The sequence below is a fragment of the Actinotalea sp. JY-7876 genome (assembly GCF_014042015.1).
Taxonomy (GTDB): Bacteria; Actinomycetota; Actinomycetes; order Actinomycetales; family Cellulomonadaceae; genus Actinotalea.
This window is the reverse complement of the sequence record NZ_CP059493.1, coordinates 820,792-835,952: the sequence shown is the minus strand read 5'-3', so window position 1 is coordinate 835,952 and position 15,161 is coordinate 820,792. Positions and strand designations below refer to the sequence as shown.

Below are 15,161 nucleotides of genomic sequence, written 5' to 3'. Positions count from 1 at the left end.
TCAGCCGTCCGCGCGGAGCCGGTCGAGCTCCTCCTCGACGATCGCGTCGTCCAGCTTGCGGAACACCGGCTTGGCCGGGCCGACCGGTGTCCCGGCGACGAGCGGGACGCTCTCCCACGCGGCCAGCGTCTCCCCCACGCGGTAGTCCCCGGTGATCACCGGGTAGGTGCGCCACGGGTCGTCGAGGTCGGTGACCTCCTCGATGCGCGGCAGCGGCGAGACCGTGCCGGTGCCGCCGAGCGCCTCGTGGACGGCCTGCGCGGAGTGCGGCAGGAAGGGCGAGAGGAGCGTGCGGCAGTCCGAGACGGCCTGCGCGGCCGTGTGGAGCACCGTCGCGAGGCGGTCGCGCTGCTCCGGCGCCTTGAGCTTCCAGGGCTCGGTCTCGGAGAGGTAGCGGTTGGCCTCGGTGACCAGGCGCATCGCCTCGCCGATCGCGGCGCGCTGCCGGTGGCCGGCGATGAGGTCGCCGACGGTGGTGAAGCCCTGGCGGGTGGCGTCGAGCAGCGCCGTGTCGACCGGCTCGGGCGTGCCCGGCGCGGGGATCTCGCCGAAGTTCTTGTGGATGAGGTTCACGGTCCGGTTGACCAGGTTGCCCCAGCCGGCGACGAGCTCGTCGTTGGTGCGGCGCTGGAACTCGGCCCACGTGAAGTCCGTGTCCTGGTTCTCGGGCCCCGCCACGGAGATGAAGTAGCGCAGGGCGTCCGGCTGGTAGCGCGCGAGCATGTCCCGCACGTAGATCACCACACCGCGCGAGGAGGAGAACTGCCGGCCCTCCATGGTGAGGAACTCGCTCGAGACCACCTCGGTCGGGAGGTTGAGGGTGCCGAAGCGGCCCGGCTCCCCGCCCTTGTCCCCGCGGCCGTCGTAGGCGAGCAGCTCGGCGGGCCAGATCTGCGAGTGGAAGGTGATGTTGTCCTTGCCCATGAAGTAGTACCCACGGGCCTGCTCGTCGTTCCACCAGGCACGCCAGGCGTCGACGTCACCCGTGCGCCGCGCCCACTCGACCGAGGCCGAGAGGTAGCCGATGACGGCGTCGAACCAGACGTACAGGCGCTTGTTCGGGTTGTCGCTCCACCCCTCGAGCGGCACCGGGATGCCCCAGTCGATGTCGCGCGTCATGGCGCGCGGGCGCACGTCCGCGAGCAGGTTGAGCGAGAACTTCAGGACGTTGGGGCGCCACGCGTCCCGCGAGCGCAGCCACGCCTCGAGCGCGTCGACGAGCGCCGGCAGGTCGAGGAAGAACTGGACCGACTCGACGAACTCGGGCGTCTCGCCGTTGATCCGGCTGCGCGGGTTCTTGAGGTCGATCGCGTCGAGCTGGTTGCCGCAGTTGTCGCACTGGTCGCCGCGGGCGCCGTCGTACCCGCAGATCGGGCACGTGCCCTCGATGTAGCGGTCGGGCAGCGTCCGGCCGGTCGACGGCGAGATGGCGCCCATGGTCGACTTCTCGACCATGTAGCCGTTCTCGTGGACGGTGCGGAACATCTCCTGCGCGACGGCGTAGTGGTTGCGCGTCGTCGTGCGCGTGAAGAGGTCGTAGGACAGGCCCAGGTTGGTGAGGTCCTCGACGATGACGCGGTTGTAGCGGTCCGCGAGCTCCTGCGGGGTCACGCCCTCCTGCTCGGCCTGCACGAGGATCGGCGTCCCGTGCTCGTCCGTCCCGGACACCATCAGCACGTCGTGGCCCGCCATGCGCATGTACCGGCTGAAGACGTCGGAGGGGACGCCGAAGCCGGCGACGTGTCCGATGTGGCGGGGGCCGTTGGCGTAGGGCCAGGCGACCGCCGAGAGGATGTGGGCCATGGCTCGATCCTAGTGAGCCGCGGCTGAGGCCCCGGACCGGTGGCGGACCAGGGCGGCGAGCACCTCGTGCACCGCCCGCGCCGTGTCGTGGACGGCATCGTCGAAGGTGAATCGGAGCACCGGGATGCCGCGGAGCTCCGCGACGCGATCACGGCGACGGTCCTCCGCGAACGCCCGCCGGTCGTGGTGGTAGGCGTAACCGTCGACCTCCACGACCAGGAGGCCCTCGACCAGCAGGTCGACGCGGCCGACCCCCTCGACGGCGACCTGGGGCTCCACCTGGAGCCCGACCTCGACCAGGGCAAGGCGCAGGAAGGTCTCGGGCATCGACTCGCTGCGCCCGTCCGCCAGGCGGAGCAGACGGTCGAACGTCGCCCTGCCGCCGAGGGGACGCCGCGCGGCGAGCTCGCCCACGTCGCGCAGGAGGCGACGGTGGAGGGCCGCGTCGGCGAGCGCCACCACGTCCCGGAGCTGGACGCACCGCAGCGCGTGGCACAGGGCGGTCGGGACGTCGGCCAGGACCGTGTCGCCCGTGGCTTCCTCGTCCCAGTGCAGCACCGTCGACCGCGCCAGGACACCCGCCCGGGGCGCCCCACGCCCGCCGGGCACGCTGACGTGCGGGGAGCCCGGCACGTGCAGCACCGGGAGGCCGAGCCCGTGGAGGAGCGACACGCACGTGACCGCGCCGCCGGTCCGACGTGCGGCGACCACCGCGGCCGGTGTGCCGCGCAACGCGTACAGCCCGCGGCCGTGGCGCACGACGACACCCGTCTCGACCAGACGGCGGAGCTCGCGTTCGTCCTGGCGGTCTCGGACGAGGCGGCCCGTCCTCAGACAGCCGTGGTCGCGCTGCAGGCGCTCGACGAGATCCATGTCGTGAGGGTGGTCCGTGGGGCGGCCCGCGAGCTCGGGGACCGTCGGTACCGGGGACACACGCCGCCGCGGCGGACCTGTGGATGCCCGCGCGCGCCTCGGTGCGCCCGATGGTGCTCCTGATGCCCACGAGGCAGGCGATGAACCCGTCAGCCCCACCAGCCGCAGTGGCACCAGCGGGCGCACGGAGCCCCGGCGGAGCGGGTGGGCGCGCCGGGGGGCGTTGGCCGGGACGGGGCGAAGAGCCAGCGCGAGGGCCAGCGCGAGGGCCGGCGGGGCCCCGGGCCTTGCCTCACCGGGACGCCCGGACGCCCGGCCCGCCGGCTTCGGTGCGCCTTCCGGTGCTCCTGGTGCGCCTGGGGCTGGTGGTGGTCGCACCTGCACCACGCGTCACACCGTCACCGCGGGGCGCACCGACCCCCAGTGTCGACAGGTCACTCCCCGGCAGGGCGGCGCGGGCGGGGTCGGGGCGGGCGGGGCGGGGCGGGGACGGGCGGGGTCGGGGGCGGGCGGGTCGAGGGCGGGCGGGTCGGGGCGGGCGGGTCGGTAGGTTGGCGGGATGGGTGGGATGAGCGGGTCGGGTAGGCGGGCGCTGCTGGTCGTGGACGTGCAGCCGACGTTCTGCGAGGGCGGGGCCCTCGCCGTCGCGGGGGGTGACGCGGTCGCCGAGGCCATCGCCCGCCACGCGCGCGAGCGCCGGGACGAGTACGGCCTCGTCGTGACGACGCAGGACTGGCACGTCGACCCGGGGCACCACTTCGCGGTCCCCCCGGCCGAGCCGGACTACGTCGACACGTGGCCGCCGCACGGCGTCGCCGGCACGCCCGAGGCCGAGCTCCACCCCGCGCTCGCCGACCTGCGCCCGGACGCGAGCGTGAAGAAGGGCGCCTACGCCGCGGCCTACTCGGGGTTCGAGGGGGTGGACGAGCAGGGCCGCGGGCTCGCGGCGATCCTGCGCGACGCGGGCGTCACGGACGTCGACGTCGTCGGCATCGCGGAGTCGCACTGCGTCCGGGCCACCGCGCTCGACGCCCTCGGGCTGGGGCTGCGCACGCGGGTGCTCACGGACCTCACGGTCCCCGTCACGCCCGAGCAGGGCGCCGCCGCCCGCGCCGAGCTCGCCGCCGCGGGCGCGGTCCTGACCGCCTCGACCGCCTAAGACACCCAGAGCGTCCCGCCGCTCAGGTCAGGGTGCCGCGCCCGGGGGCGGTGAGCGCCTCGGCGACCAGTGCGGCCAGCGGCTCGACGTCGTCCTCGCCGAGCGGGCCGACGGTGATCCGCACGCCCGGTGGGGACGCGAGGCGGAAGCGTGCGCCGGGCGCGACGGCGACGCCGCGGTCCCGCAGCGCGGTCACGGCCCGGGTCTCGTCGCGCACCGGCACCCAGACGTTCACCCCGGTCCGGCCCGACGCCGGGACGCCGTGCCGCGCGAGCGCCGCGACGAGCGCGCTGCGCCGGGCCGCGTACGTGTCCCTGGCCCGCGCCACCGCGGCGCTCGTGCCGGGATCCGTCCAGAGCTCGACGACGAGGCGCTGCAGGAGGGTCGAGACCCACCCCGAGCCCAGCCGCATGCGGCCGACGACGCGCGCCACGGTCGCCTCGTCGCCCGCCACGACGGCGAGCCGCAGGTCCGGCCCGTAGGGCTTGGAGACCGACCGGACGAACGCCCACGACGTCGTCGCGCCCGCGAGCGCGTGCAGGGGCACGGGCGACAGCTCGGCGGCGTGGTCGTCCTCGATGAGCAGCACGTCCGGCCGGCGCGCCAGCTCCGCCCGCAGCGCCGCACTGCGCCGGGACCCGATGGCGGCGCCCGTCGGGTTGTGGGCGCGCGCGGTCACGACGACGGCGCGGGCCCCGCGCGCGAGCGCCGTCCGCAGCCCGTCCGGCGTCGGACCGTCCTCGTCGACGCGGACCGGGACGGGCTCGAGACCGAGCGCCGCCACGAGGTCGAGCAGGTTGGCCCAGCCCGGATCCTCGACCGCCACGCGGTCACCCGGGCGCAGGTGCGCCTGCAGCAGCCGCTCGATCGCGTCCAGAGCGCCCGAGGTGACCGCGAGCGCGTCTACCGGGACGCCGTCGCGACGCAGCCGCCCGGTCGCGAGCGCGTGCAGCTCGGGCAGCATCGCGGCGTCCCGGTAGCCGGCGGGCGCGCCTGCCGCCGCCGCGACGCGGGCCAGCGCCGCGCCGTGGTCGGGCAGCAGACGAGGGTCCGGCGCGCCCGAGGCGAGGTCGAGCACGCCCGTCGGCACGACGGGGTCACCGGCGGCGCGCGCGTCGACCGGGGGACGGTCGCGGACCCTCGTCCCCGCCCGCCCGGCGGTGCCGACGACGCCGCGCCGGCGCAGCTCGCCGTACGCCTTGGCGACGGTGGCCGGACTGACCTCGAGCGCCGCCGCGAGCGCGCGCACGGTCGGGAGCGGCGAGCCCGGGGGCAGCGCGCCCGTCCGCACGCCGGCTTCCACGCTCGTCACGATCTCCCCTGACGTGCGGCCCTCGACCCGGTATTGTTCTCGCACAGACACCCGTTTGTTATATCACAAAGGATCGCCATGGCCACGGACAGCGTCACCCGCCCGACCTCGTCGCCCGCCGGCGCGCCGTCGGACGAGTACCCCCGGACCCCGCGCACGACGGCGACGCGCGACCGCGGCCGGATGGCCTACGACCGCGCCGCCGCCCACGCGATCCTCGACGAGGCGTGGCACTGCACCCTGGCGTTCGTCGTCGACGGCGAGCCCCGGGCCCTGCCGACGCTGCACGTGCGCGTCGACGACGTGCTCTACCTGCACGGCTCGACCGGGAGCCGCCCGCTGCTCGCGGCGCGCGGCGGCGGCCTGCGCGTCTGCGCGTCCGTGACGGTGCTCGACGGGATCGTCTACGGGCGGTCCCAGTTCCACCACAGCGCGAACTACCGGTCGGTCGTGGCACACGGTGACGCGACGCTCGTGACGGACGACGCGGAGAAGCGCCGGGTCCTGCACGCGCTCGTCGAGCGCACGGGCGCCGGCCGCGCCGCGGACAGCCGGCCGCCGTCGCGGCGCGAGCTGGCGGAGACGGCCCTCCTGGCGCTGCCGCTCGTCGAGGTCTCCGTGCGCGCGCGGGCCGGCGGGGTGAAGGACGAGCCCGAGGACCTCGCGCTGCCCTACTGGGCCGGTGTCGTCCCGCTCCGGACCGTCGCGGGTGCACCCCGGACCGACCCGACCGTCACCGCCCCGATCCCGGCCTACCTCGGCTGACCTCGGCTGACCCCGACGGCCCCGGCGCCGCGGACGTCTCAGCGGCCGCGCCCCGCGAGCGCGGCGGCGTAGAGCTCCCGCTTGACCACGCCCGTCGCCTCGGCGACCGCCGCCACGGCGTCCTTGAGGCGCTCGCCGGCGTCGGCGCGCGCGAGGACCTCGGCGACCAGCTCGCCCATCGGCGCGGTCGCGGGCTCGGGTGCGCCCGCGACGACGACGGCGACCTCGCCGCGCACGTCGTGGTCCGCCCAGGCCACCAGCTCGTCCAGCGGCCCGCGGACGACCTCCTCGTACGTCTTGGTCAGCTCCCGGCACACGGCCGCCGCGCGGTCCGTCCCGAAGGCCTCCCCCATCGCCGCGAGCGTGGCCGCCAGCCGGTGCGGCGCCTCGAAGAACACCATGGTGCGGCGTTCGCGCTCGAGCTCGCCCAGCGCACGCGCGCGGTCCCCGGGCTTGCGCGGCAGGAAGCCCTCGAAGGTGAAGCGGTCCGTCGGCAGGCCGGACACGGCGAGCGCCGCCAGCACCGCGCTCGGCCCGGGCGCGGTCGTCACGGGCAGGCCGGCCTCGACCGCCGCCCGCACGAGCGTGAACCCCGGGTCGGACACGGTCGGCATCCCGGCGTCCGACACCACCAGCACCGTGCCACCGCCCCGCACGACGTCGAGCAGCTCGGCGGCGCGTGACCCCTCGTTGTGCTCGTGGTGGCTCACCACCCGCCCCGCCGGCCGGATGCCGAGGCGCTGCGCGAGCGCGGCGAGCCGGCGCGTGTCCTCCGCCGCGACGACGTCGGCCTCCGCCAGCAGGCGGCGCAGACGGGGCGACGCGTCCTCGACGTCGCCGATCGGCGTCGCCGCCAGCACGATCCGGCCCGTGGTCATCGGGCCAGGCTAGGCGCTGCGCGGCACGCCCGACGCCGCCGCGGTGTCCTAGCCTGACGAGGTGCCGCTCGCCGTCCGCCCAGCGCCACCGGGCGCGCCCGACGCGACCGGCGCGACCGGTCCGCGTCCGGGTCGGTGGCACCGAGCGCTCGAGGCGGCGCAGGGCTGGCCCGCCACCCTGGCCGTCGCCGGCGTCGCGGCGGCGCTGCGCCTGCCCGCGCTGGACCGCCCGGACGTGCTGGTCTTCGACGAGACCTACTACGTCAAGGACGCGTGGACGCTCCTGCACCTGGGTTACGAGGGCTCGTGGCCGCCGGACGCGGACGAGGCGTTCGCGGCGGGCGACGTCGACGGCTTCTCCACCGACCCCAGCTACGTCGTGCACCCACCGGTCGGCAAGTGGGTCATCGCGCTCGGGCTGCGGCTGCTGGGCGCCGACGACCCGGTGGGCTGGCGGCTGGGCACGGTGGTCGCCGGCATCGTCCTGGTCGTCCTGATGACCCGGGTCGCCCGGCGCCTGCTCGGGTCCACGGCGCTCGGGGTGGTCGCCGGGCTCCTCGTCGCGGTCGACGGCGCCGCGATCGTGATGTCGCGCACGGCGCTGCTCGACGGCGTCCTCGCGACCCTGGTCATGGCGGCGTTCGCGGCGCTGCTCGTGGACCGTGACCGCGCCCGGGCGCGGCTCGCCGCCGCGACCTGGCCACCGCGCGCGCCGAGCCGGTGGGGTCCGTGGTCCGCCGTCCGGCCCTGGCGCGTGCTCGCGGGCGTCCTGCTGGGCCTGGCCGTCGGCACCAAGTGGAGCGCGCTGTGGTTCGTCGCCGTGCTCGGCCTGGTCACCGTCGCGTGGGACGCGAGCGCCCGCCGCCGCGCCGGTGTGGCGCTGTGGTGGCAGGCCGCGCTCGTGCGCGACGCCCTGCCCGCGTTCGTCGCGATCGTCCCGACGGCCGCGCTCACGTACGTGCTGACCTGGACCGGCTGGCTGCGCACCTCGGGCGGCTACGGGCGGTCCTGGGCCGCGACGCACCCGGGCGAGGGCCTCACCTGGCTCCCCGACCCGCTGCGGGCGCTGGCCGAGTACCACCGCCAGAACTGGACGTTCCACACCGGCCTGAGCACCGACCACCCCTACGAGTCCTCACCGCTGGGCTGGCTGGTGCAGTGGCGGCCGACATCGTTCTTCTACGACGCGCCGGAGCCCGCCCAGCAGGCGTGCGGCGCGGCCCGGTGCGCGCAGGCCGTCACGTCCCTCGGCAACCCGCTCGTGTGGTGGCTCGGCGCGGCCGCCGTCGTCGCGTGCGCGTGGTGGGTCGTGCGCTGGGCCGACGGCGTCGCGGCGGTCGCCCTCGCGGGGCTCGCCGCGGGCTGGCTGCCGTGGTTCGCCTACCCGGAGCGGACGATCTTCACCTTCTACACGATCGTGATGCTGCCGTGGTTGGTGCTGTGCCTCACCTGGGCGGCGGCCCGCGCGCTGGCCTGGGCCCGCGACGAACCGCGCCGCTCGATCGTGCGGACGCTGCTGGTGGCGGCGGCGATCCTCGTCGTCGTGACGACCGCGTTCTTCTGGCCGGTGTGGACGGGCGAGGTGATCACCTTCCGGTCGTGGCAGCTGCGGCAGTGGCTGCCCGACTGGCCCTGAGCCCGGGCGGCACGGCGAGCCCGTGCGCGTCGGCGGGACCTACCAGTCGACCTGCGGCGAGCGGTACCAGGGCAGCTCTCGGGCGTCCCACCGCCGGCCGAGCCGCGGCAGGCGCCGCGCGAAGCCGTCCCACCCGCGCCGCTCGGCCGGCGACCACGCCACCTCGGCCACCGCCGCGAGCCGCGGCAGCAGGAGGAGGAACAGGTCCTCGCGGGTCCGCACGCCGTGCGTCCACAGGACCGCCTCGACGCCGAGGACCCGGCCGGCCGGCACGCCCGGCAGGACGTCGGCGGGCTCCCAGTCGTAGCTGTCCCGGACGTCGATGTGGCCGGCCCGGTCGCCGCCCCCGGGCGTGGCGTCGCCGTCCCCGTCGTCGTACCCGGCATCCAGGCCGACGCGCGTCGCCGGGGACAGGACGACCCGCGCCCCCAGGCGCGCCGCGTGCGCGACCTCCTCGGGCCCCTCGCGCTCGTCCCAGTACTGCAGCACCGCACCGGCGAGCGCGTCCTCGAGCGCGTGGTCGACGTCGGCGCTCCCTGCGGCGCCGGTCGGGTCAGGCCCGAGCGCCCGGGACATCCGCTGCCGCCCGACGACGCCCTTGCCGGCCGCGGCCACCTCGCCCACCGCGGCACGCACCAGGGCGCGGTACTCCCCCGGGTCCATCCCGCGAGCCGCGTCGGCGCCGACGTGGACCCACGGCCCGGGCGTCATGGCGGCGACGTCGCCCAGCACGTCGTGCAGGAAGGGCCCGGTGGCCGGCAGGTCGGCACGCAGGCGGCCGATCCCGACGTCGGTCCCCGTGTAGGCGGCCGCCGGCTCCCCGCCCGGGTTGAGCGCACCGAGCGCGTGCAGCGCCGCGTTCACGTGCCCCGGCACGTCGACCTCCGGCACGACCGTGACGTGACGCGATGCCGCGTGGGTCAGGATCAGGTCCCAGTCGCCCGCGGTGTAGGCGCCGCCCGGGTCGCCGCCGACCGCCGTCGGCCCGGACGCCGCCGCGAGCGCGGGGCGCGACGGCACGTCCAGCCGCCAGCCCTGGTCGTCGGTGAGGTGCAGGTGCAGCACGTTGAGCTTGAGCGACGCCATGGCGTCGATGACGGCGCGCACGTCGTCCACCCCGAAGAAGTGCCGGGCGACGTCCAGCCCGAGACCGCGCCAGGCGAACCGCGGCACGTCGACCACCACCTGGGCGGCGACCTCCCACCGACACTCCGCCGACCCCGGGAGGGCGATCTGCTGGAGGGTCAGGGCCCCGTGCAGCAACCCGGCACCGGACGGCGCGACGAGCGTGACGGCCCGCTCAACCACCTCGAGGCGGTAGCTCTCGTGCGCGAGCGTCGGGTCCGTCCCGGGCGGCAGCCCGACGTCGGCCGGCGAGCCGATCCGCAGCACGACGGCGCCGGGTGAGCCGTCGTCCTCCTGCACGACGGCCACCGGGCTCTCGCACAGGGCACCCAGGCGACCGGCCACGAGCACGGCGGTGGCCACGGCCTCGGGGTGGCCGTCCGTCACCACCCGGACGCCGCCCCGGGCCGTGAACCCGGGACCGTCGAGGCGCCTCACCTGCGCGGGGACGGGCACGGCCAGGTCGGCCGCCGTCGGGAGCGCCGCCCGCGGCGAGCCGAGCGCGCCTGCCACCCTGTGCCTCCCGAGGTCCGCCCGCGACGGGCCCGAACGACGAGGACCCTGCCACACCCCGGGCGGGGTGGGACAGGGTCCTCGGTGGTGGAGCTGAGGGGATTCGAACCCCTGACCTTCTCATTGCGAACGAGACGCGCTACCAACTGCGCCACAGCCCCAGAAGCGAGGAAAAGACTAGCACCCGTCAGGGCCAGGTCCCGCCACGTCCGCACCGCGGACGCGGGGGCCGCGCCTCACTCGCCGGACGCCCGCCGGCGCGCCAGGACGGCGTCGAGGTCGAGTCCCGCGGGCCGCGCGGGCGCCGCGGCGACGGGAGCCGCGGGCGCGGTCTCGTCCGCGGTCACGTCGGCGGCGGCGTCCTCGGCCGAGCGCGGGGCGGGGAGCGGGGCCGGCAGGGGCGCCGGCTCACCGCGCCGGGCCTCGGGCTTGAGGGTGTAGGTCGGACGCGGCACCGGCACCGGCATCCATGCCGGACCCGACGTCGCCTCGTCGGCGGCACTGCGCCGCGCGGTGGCCGCCCGGCGCTCCGCGCGGTCCTGCGCGGGCGTCGCGGACGCGACCGCCGCGGCGGCCTCGGCGAGCGCGACGGACGCCCCCGCCTGCACGGGGACCCGCGGCACCCGCGCCATGATCTCGGTGACGGCCTCCGACGGCCGGACCGCGCGCCCGACGGCGCTCGGCGCGCGGCGCGGCGCGGGCAGGCGGTAGGGCTCGCCGGCCCGCCACTGCTCGTCGGCCCGTGCGGCGGCGACCACGGCGCGCCGACCGGCCACCAGCACCGCCAGCAGGAGCGCGCTGGGGACCACGCCCGCGACGAGCGGGACGGACGCGAACGCCACGACGCCCCAGGCGGCGGGCGTGGCGACGACGAGCAGCAGGGTCAGCAGGGCGCGGCGCCGCGCGCCCGCGGCGCGGCGCGCCAGGTGGGCGGCGCGCTGCGAGTGCTCGGCCGCCGACCGGCGGACCAGGTCCGCGGCGACGCGGTCGGTCGTCCCGTGCGGTCGCTTCATCGGACTGCCTCCTCGTCGTTCGCGCTGGTCGTTCCTCACCGGGTGCAGGCGCAGCGGCTCCGCCCTCACCGCCGGCGACCCGCCCGCCGACGTGCTCCCGGGCCCCGGACCGGCCTCCCCGAGCACCGCGAGGATGCGCAGGTGCTCCGAGAAGCGGTCCTCGACGCGGGCGTCGAGCAGCTGCTGGCGGTACCGCAGGTGGTGCGGCACCAGGTAGGCGATCCACAGCCCGGCCATGGCGATCGCCACGAGACCGGCCTGGTTCACGTCACGACCGTAGGCGCGCCGCCCACCCCGGGGTCGCAGGGGCCGCGGCGTGTCGGTCGAGAACTACAGCGGTGTCGTTCGGCGCCTCAGCGCCCGGCGGCCCGCCACCGTGCGAGCAGCCCGTCGGGGACCTCCTCGACCGTCACCGCGAAGGTGCGGTGGTCGCACCACGCGCCCTGGATGTGCAGGTAGCGCTCGCGCACGCCCTCGTCACGCAGGCCGAGCTTCTCGACGACGCGCAGGCTCGGCGCATTCTCCGGCCGGATGTTGATCTCGATCCGGTGCAGCCCCACCGGACCGAAGCAGTGGTCCACGGCCATCGCGACGGCGGTCGGGGTGATCCCGCGGCCCGCCACGTGCTCGCTGATCCAGTACCCGATGCTCGCCGAGCACAGCGAGCCGCGGACGATCGTCGAGACCGTGAGCTGGCCCACCAGCTCACCGCGGTACTCGATGACGAAGGGCAGCGCCGAGCCCTGCCGCGCCTGCGCCGCCAGGTTGCGCACGAACTCGGGGAAGCTCGGCGGCTGACCCGTCACGGGCTCCGGCGACGTCGCCTCCCACCGCTCGAGCCACGCGGCGTTCGTCATGCGCGCCCTCAGCCACGGGCGCGCGTCCCGCCGCCGCAGCGGGCGCAGGACGACGTCGTCCTCGCGCAGGATCACCGGCCACCCTCGCGCCACGTCAGCCTCCCAGGATCAGGCAGGCCAGCGTGTCACCCGCGCGCACGGTCGTCGTGTCCTCGCCGACGACGGCGAGCGCGTTGGCGGTCGCGAGGTCGGTGAGCGAGGGGTCGCGGGGGTCACCGACGGGCGTGACGACGTAGCCCTCGGTCGGGGACCCGGTCACGGTCGCGGGGACGAAGTGCCGCAGCCCGGCGGGCGACGCGAACGCCCGCGTCGCCGCCGCCTTCACCGACGGCCGGAAGAGCTCGGACTGACCCGCCATGGCGCGCAGGGCAGGCCGGACGAAGACCTCGTAGGAGATGAGCGCCTCCACCGGGTGGCCCGGCAGGGCGAACACGGGCACGCCGGCAGGCGCGTCCTGCCCCTGCCTGTCCGCGAGGTCCGCCAGGCCCGACGTCGGACGCCCCTCGGCGCCCGGCCAGAGCTCCTCCTGGTCGGAGGCCAGGACGGTGCCGAAGCCCTGCCGCCGGCCGGGGGCCATCGCCACGTGGTCGAAGCGCACGGTGCCGAGCGGCGCGAGCACGTCGGTCACGGTGTCCCACGGGCCGTCGCTGAGCCCTCCGGTGACGAGCAGCAGGTCGGCGCGCACGAGCTGGTCGGCGAGCACCTCGCGCAGGGCGGCGCGGTCGTCCCCGACCGGACCGACGCGCACAGCCGTCGCACCGGCCTCGCGCACGGCCGCCGCGAGGGCGTGCCCGTCCGCGTCGTGCACCCGGCCGTCGGCCAGGACGCGACCGGGCTCCACGAGCTCGTCGCCCACGGGCACCACGACGACGCGCGGCGCGGGGTGCACCCGCAGGCGGCCGCGGCCGACGCCGGCCGCGAGGGCGAGGTGACGCGCCGCGAGCCGCGTCCCCAGGCGCAGCACGACGTCGCCCGCCGCCGCGTCGTGCCCGGTCGCCCGGACGCCCTCGCCCGGCTCCGCACCGCCGCGCACGACGACGCGCGCGCGGCCCCGGTCGGTCCGTGCGAGCGGAACGACGCAGTCCGCGCCCACCGGCAGCGGCGCGCCGGCCGCGACCAGCACGGCCGCGGCCGGCACCAGGCGCAGCGGCTGCGCGGCGGTCACCGGGGCGTCGTCGACCACCGGGAGCGCGACGTCCGGGGCGGCCCCCGGGCCGCGCAGCCCGACGTCGGACGCGCGCACCGCGTAGCCGTCGACCGCGGCGACCGGGCGCGACGGCACGTCGGCCGGGGCCGTGACGTCCTCGGCGAGGATGCAGCCGTCGGCGTCGGCGAGCACCACGTCCAGCGGGACGACCGGACGGGCGGCGTCGAGGACGGCCGCGAGGTGCTCGGAGACTGATCTCATAGGGCCGCCATCATGGCAGCGTCGCGACGTACTCCGTCAGCCAGGCGCGCAGGTCGGGACCCAGGTCGGGCCGATCGGCGGCGATCTGCACGACGGCCTTGAGGTAGTCGAGCCGGTCCCCCGTGTCGTAGCGGCGGCCGCGGAAGACGACACCGTAGACGCCGCCACCCTCCTCCGCGGGCATCCCGGCCAGGGTCGCGAGCGCGTCGGTCAGCTGGATCTCCCCGCCGCGCCCGGGCTCGGTCTCGTCGAGCACCCCGAAGACGGCGGGGTTGAGCACGTACCGGCCGATGATGGCGAGGTTGCTCGGCGCGTCGGCCGGGTCCGGCTTCTCCACCAGGCCGGTGATGCGGACCTGGTCCTCGTCGCCGTCCGCGCCGTCGAGCGGCTCGACGGCCGCGCAGCCGTAGAGGTGCACCTGCTCGGGAGCGACCTCGAGCAGCGCGACGACCGAGCCGCCCGTGCGCTCCTGGAGCGCCATCATCGTCGGCAGGATCGGGTCGCGCTCGTCGATGAGGTCGTCGCCGAGCAGCACCGCGAACGGCTCGTCGCCCACGTGGTGGCGCGCGCACAGCACCGCGTGGCCCAGGCCCTTGGGCTGGCCCTGCCGCACGAAGTGGACGTCGGCGAGGTCGGTGGAGCGACGGACCTCGGCCAGGCGCTGCTGGTCGCCCTTCGCCTCCAGGGCGCTCTCGAGCTCGGGCACCGAGTCGAAGTGGTCGGCGAGCGTGCGCTTCGACCGACCGGTGATCATCAGGACGTCGTGCAGGCCGGCGGCAACGGCCTCCTCGACGACGTACTGGATCGCAGGCTTGTCGACGACCGGCAGCATCTCCTTGGGCGTCGACTTCGTGGCGGGGAGGAACCTCGTCCCCAGTCCGGCGGCGGGGATCACGGCTTTGCGGATGGTCATGGCGGGAGGCTAGCCCGCCCCGGCGTCCGTGGCGCTTCGGGCATGTGAACTGCGCGCGACGGCGCGTCCGGGCGTGCCGCGACGCGCGGCCCGGGACCTCGGACACGCCAACGAGACCGATTCTTTGCGATGATGTGACCCATGAACAGCGCCGGACAGCCCTGGGTCGACGGCGCCCGCCTCGGGCCGTCCGAGACGAAGGAGCAGCTGCGACGGGTCATCAGGTCGGAGCGCGAGCGCCTCTCGACCCGCCAGCACGCGCGGGCCGCGGCCGGTTTCGCGCAGGTCGTCGGCGACCTGCCCCAGGTGCGCGGGGCCGACGTCGTGGCCGCCTACGTCGCCCGGCCGAGCGAGCCGGGCACGATCCCGCTCCTCGAGCGCCTGGCCCGGCGCGGGACCCGCGTGCTGCTGCCGGTGCTCGGCACGGGGCTGCAGCGGGACTGGGCGTGGTTCACGACCGCGGAGGAGCTGCAGGTGCGCGCGCCGGGACGGCCGCCGGAGCCGCCCGGCCCGACGCTGGGCGCCGAGGCCGTGGCCCAGGCCGGCGCCGTGGTGGCGCCCGCGCTCGCCGTCGACACCTCCGGCGTCCGGCTGGGTCAGGGCGGCGGCTGGTACGACCGCGTCCTCATGCACTGCACGCCGGGGACGAGCGTCATCGCGATGGTCTTCGAGACCGAGGTGTACGACGCCACCGAGCGGCCGCTGCCGCACGAGGGGCACGACCTGCGCGTCGACGTCATCACCACGCCCCAGCGGTGGCGGCGCGTCGGCGGGACCGCCACGAGCGCCTGAGCTTCTCCGGGCGCCTGGGGTCGCGCCCCGGGACCGGGGCGGCCCGCGTCGCGCGTCCGACGCACGGCGGGCAGGCGGGGCTCGGTGTGGGCGTGCCCGCCCGCGCGACCAGGC

13 protein-coding genes and 1 tRNA gene are annotated in these 15,161 nt (G+C 76.6%); 4 read left to right on the top strand and 10 right to left on the bottom strand.

Annotated elements, in window-relative coordinates:
• Together metG and H2O74_RS04025 are read right to left on the bottom strand one after the other, a co-directional pair.
• Positions 1 to 1,803 (bottom strand): methionine--tRNA ligase, encoded by a 1,803-nt coding sequence (gene metG / locus H2O74_RS04030; RefSeq protein WP_182113240.1) that lies wholly within the window; start codon positions 1,801 to 1,803, stop codon positions 1 to 3.
• A gap of 9 nt (positions 1,804 to 1,812) precedes the next feature.
• Positions 1,813 to 2,676, bottom strand: coding sequence for an endonuclease domain-containing protein (locus tag H2O74_RS04025; RefSeq protein WP_182113239.1), 864 nt, complete (start codon positions 2,674 to 2,676; stop codon positions 1,813 to 1,815).
• A gap of 568 nt (positions 2,677 to 3,244) precedes the next feature.
• On the opposite strand from H2O74_RS04025, the gene H2O74_RS04020 reads away from it, so the two are divergent.
• Positions 3,245 to 3,835 carry an isochorismatase family protein gene (locus H2O74_RS04020; protein WP_182113238.1) on the top strand — a complete coding sequence of 197 codons (591 nt, stop codon included), beginning with the start codon at positions 3,245 to 3,247 and terminating at the stop codon, positions 3,833 to 3,835.
• A gap of 22 nt (positions 3,836 to 3,857) precedes the next feature.
• Here the strand turns inward: H2O74_RS04020 and H2O74_RS04015 are convergent, their stop codons facing one another.
• The gene (locus H2O74_RS04015; RefSeq protein ID WP_220458018.1) at positions 3,858 to 5,147 is read right to left on the bottom strand and encodes an aminotransferase class I/II-fold pyridoxal phosphate-dependent enzyme; all 1,290 of its coding nucleotides are present in this window, start codon (positions 5,145 to 5,147) and stop codon (positions 3,858 to 3,860) included.
• Between the two features lie 78 nt (positions 5,148 to 5,225).
• Between H2O74_RS04015 and H2O74_RS04010 the strand changes: the two genes are divergently transcribed.
• Positions 5,226 to 5,912: a pyridoxamine 5'-phosphate oxidase family protein gene (locus H2O74_RS04010; protein WP_182113236.1), complete on the top strand. Its 687-nt coding sequence runs from the start codon at positions 5,226 to 5,228 to the stop codon at positions 5,910 to 5,912.
• A 38-nt stretch (positions 5,913 to 5,950) separates the two neighbouring features.
• Here the strand turns inward: H2O74_RS04010 and rsmI are convergent, their stop codons facing one another.
• Positions 5,951 to 6,790: a 16S rRNA (cytidine(1402)-2'-O)-methyltransferase gene (gene rsmI, locus H2O74_RS04005; protein ID WP_182113235.1), complete on the bottom strand. Its 840-nt coding sequence runs from the start codon at positions 6,788 to 6,790 to the stop codon at positions 5,951 to 5,953.
• Between the two features lie 61 nt (positions 6,791 to 6,851).
• Here rsmI and H2O74_RS04000 point away from each other — a divergent pair, with 61 nt between their 5' ends.
• Positions 6,852 to 8,426 (top strand): dolichyl-phosphate-mannose--protein mannosyltransferase, encoded by a 1,575-nt coding sequence (locus tag H2O74_RS04000; protein WP_182113234.1) that lies wholly within the window; start codon positions 6,852 to 6,854, stop codon positions 8,424 to 8,426.
• A 39-nt stretch (positions 8,427 to 8,465) separates the two neighbouring features.
• Here the strand turns inward: H2O74_RS04000 and H2O74_RS03995 are convergent, their stop codons facing one another.
• The 6 genes from H2O74_RS03995 to galU form a co-directional block, all read right to left on the bottom strand.
• Positions 8,466 to 10,064, bottom strand: coding sequence for a family 20 glycosylhydrolase (locus H2O74_RS03995; protein ID WP_182113233.1), 1,599 nt, complete (start codon positions 10,062 to 10,064; stop codon positions 8,466 to 8,468).
• 85 nt (positions 10,065 to 10,149) lie between these two features.
• Positions 10,150 to 10,225 (bottom strand) — tRNA-Ala (locus tag H2O74_RS03990).
• Between the two features lie 75 nt (positions 10,226 to 10,300).
• Positions 10,301 to 11,344 carry a hypothetical protein gene (locus tag H2O74_RS03985; RefSeq protein WP_182113232.1) on the bottom strand — a complete coding sequence of 348 codons (1,044 nt, stop codon included), beginning with the start codon at positions 11,342 to 11,344 and terminating at the stop codon, positions 10,301 to 10,303.
• Between the two features lie 86 nt (positions 11,345 to 11,430).
• Positions 11,431 to 12,027, bottom strand: coding sequence for a GNAT family N-acetyltransferase (locus H2O74_RS03980; protein WP_182113231.1), 597 nt, complete (start codon positions 12,025 to 12,027; stop codon positions 11,431 to 11,433).
• 1 nt (position 12,028) lies between these two features.
• Positions 12,029 to 13,342 carry a gephyrin-like molybdotransferase Glp gene (gene glp / locus H2O74_RS03975; protein ID WP_182113230.1) on the bottom strand — a complete coding sequence of 438 codons (1,314 nt, stop codon included), beginning with the start codon at positions 13,340 to 13,342 and terminating at the stop codon, positions 12,029 to 12,031.
• 10 nt (positions 13,343 to 13,352) lie between these two features.
• The gene (gene galU, locus H2O74_RS03970; protein WP_182113229.1) at positions 13,353 to 14,255 is read right to left on the bottom strand and encodes a UTP--glucose-1-phosphate uridylyltransferase GalU; all 903 of its coding nucleotides are present in this window, start codon (positions 14,253 to 14,255) and stop codon (positions 13,353 to 13,355) included.
• A 141-nt stretch (positions 14,256 to 14,396) separates the two neighbouring features.
• Between galU and H2O74_RS03965 the strand changes: the two genes are divergently transcribed.
• Entirely contained in the window at positions 14,397 to 15,047 is a 651-nt protein-coding gene (locus tag H2O74_RS03965; protein WP_182113228.1) for a 5-formyltetrahydrofolate cyclo-ligase, read from the top strand.
• The last annotated feature ends 114 nt before the right edge of the window (positions 15,048 to 15,161 follow it).